Raw genomic sequence first — 2242 nt, forward strand, 5'->3', positions numbered from 1 at the left:
TTACGGCCTAAGGTTAGAAATCCAATAACATAAGGGTGGTATCCCAACAGCGACTCTGATAAAACCGAAGTTCTATCTTCTTCGTCTCCCACCTATCCTGTGCATACATTACCGAATCCCAGTATCAAGCTGGAGTAAAGCTCCATGGGGTCTTTCCGTCCTGGCGCGGGTAACCAGCATCTTCACTGGCACTTCAATTTCACCGGGTGCATTGTTGAGACAGCGCTCAAATCATTACGCCTTTCGTGCGGGTCGGAACTTACCCGACAAGGAATTTCGCTACCTTAGGACCGTTATAGTTACGGCCGCCGTTTACTGGGGCTTCAATTCAAAGCTTCGATTGCTCTAACCTCTCCTCTTAACCTTCCAGCACCGGGCAGGCGTCAGCCCATATACTTTACCTTACGGTTTCGCATAGACCTGTGTTTTTGCTAAACAGTTGCTTGAGCCTTTTCTCTGCGGCCCAGTTGCCTGGGCACCCCTTCTCCCGAAGTTACGGGGTCATTTTGCCGAGTTCCTTAACAATGCTTCTCCCGCCGGCCTTAGGATTCTCTCCTCATCTACCTGTGTCGGTTTGCGGTACGGGCTTACTAAACACAATAGCGGCTTTTCTCGCCACAGAGTCCAAGAGCTTCTCTACTTCTTTTCGATCCGCATCAGGTCTTCAGATTGTATAGCGGTTTTTCCTACTACACTCCTACCTCCCTTGCACCGGTCTTCTCATTCCCGGCTCTCTCTTTCTCCATGTGTCCCCACATTTCTGATTTAGTAAGGTACTGGAATCTACACCAGTTGTCCATCGACTACGCTTCTCAGCCTCGCCTTAGGCCCCGACTTACCCAGGGCAGATCAGCTTTACCCTGGAAACCTTAGATATTCGGCCTGGAGGATTCTCACCTCCATCTCGCTACTCATTCCGGCATTCTCTCTTCAAAACTCTCCACGGCTCCTTCCGGTACCGCTTCTACGTGTTTTCAATGCTCCTCTACCGATGTATTGCTACATCCCTAAGCTTCGGTGTCATGTTTTAGCCCCGTTAATTTTCGGCGCAGGACCTCTCGACTAGTGAGCTATTACGCACTCTTTGAATGTGTGGCTGCTTCTAAGCCAACATCCTAGTTGTCTATGAAATCCCACATCCTTTACCACTTAACATGTACTTTGGGACCTTAGCTGTAGATCTGGGCTGTTTCCCTTTTGACTACGGAATTTATATCCCGCAGTCTGACTCCCATGTATATCTATACGCCATTCGGAGTTTGATATCTATTGGTAGACTTTGACGCCCCCTCAAGAATTCAGTGCTCTACCTGCGTTAGACTCTCCATGAGGCTAGCCCTAAAGCTATTTCGAGGAGAACCAGCTATCTCCGGGTTCGATTGGAATTTCTCCGCTATCCACACCTCATCGCCACCCTTTTCAACGGATGTGCGTTCGGACCTCCACCAAATTTTACTTTAGCTTCATCCTGGACATGGATAGGTCACCCGGTTTCGGGTCTATATCTACTGACTTTGCGCCCTATTCAGACTCGCTCTCGCTTCGGCTCCGGACCTTAAGTCCTTAACCTTGCCAGTAACTATAACTCGCCGGACCGTTCTACAAAAAGTACGCGGTTCAGCTTGCGCTGTTCCACAGTTTGTAAACACAGGGTTTCAGGTTCTCTTTCACTCCCCTCCCGGGGTCCTTTTCACCTTTCCTTCACAGTACTAATCGCTATCGGTCACTGAGTAGTATTTAGCCTTAGGGGGTGGTCCCCCCGTATTCCTGCCAGGTTCCACGTGTCTGACAGTACTCTGGATTCCGCTCATTCCTTTACGCTTCGTGTAAGGGGCTTTCACCCTCTATGGCAACGCTTTCCATCGTCTTCCACTCACTTACGGAACTAAATGCGGTCCGAACCCCAAGGTGCACGCACCTTGGTTTGGGCTCTTCCGATTTCGCTCGCCACTACTTTCGGAATCACTGTTGTTTTCTCTTCCTCCGCCTACTTAGATGTTTCAGTTCAGCGGGTTCCCTCTGTACAGTTATGTATTGGCTGTACAGTACTAGAGCTTTTCTCTAGTGGGTTTCCCCATTCAGATATCTGCGGATCAAATCGTATTTGCCAATCCCCGCAGCTTTTCGCAGCTTATCACGTCTTTCTTCGGCTCTCAGTGCCTAGGCATTCACCCTATGCTCTTATTGCTTAACCAATTCTCCACTTGATCGCTCAAGTGTTCGAGATACTAGCGTGTATCTC

Annotated in this window: 1 rRNA gene; it reads right to left on the reverse strand. The window is 49.2% G+C overall.

The window, feature by feature from the left end:
- Positions 1-2195: ribosomal RNA gene (locus HNQ46_RS11910) — 23S ribosomal RNA — on the reverse strand; the annotation flags it as partial.
- Positions 2196-2242: the final 47 nt, after the last annotated feature.

The sequence above is a fragment of the Oribacterium sinus genome (assembly GCF_014202695.1).
GTDB classification, from domain to species: Bacteria; Bacillota; Clostridia; order Lachnospirales; family Lachnospiraceae; genus Oribacterium; species Oribacterium sinus.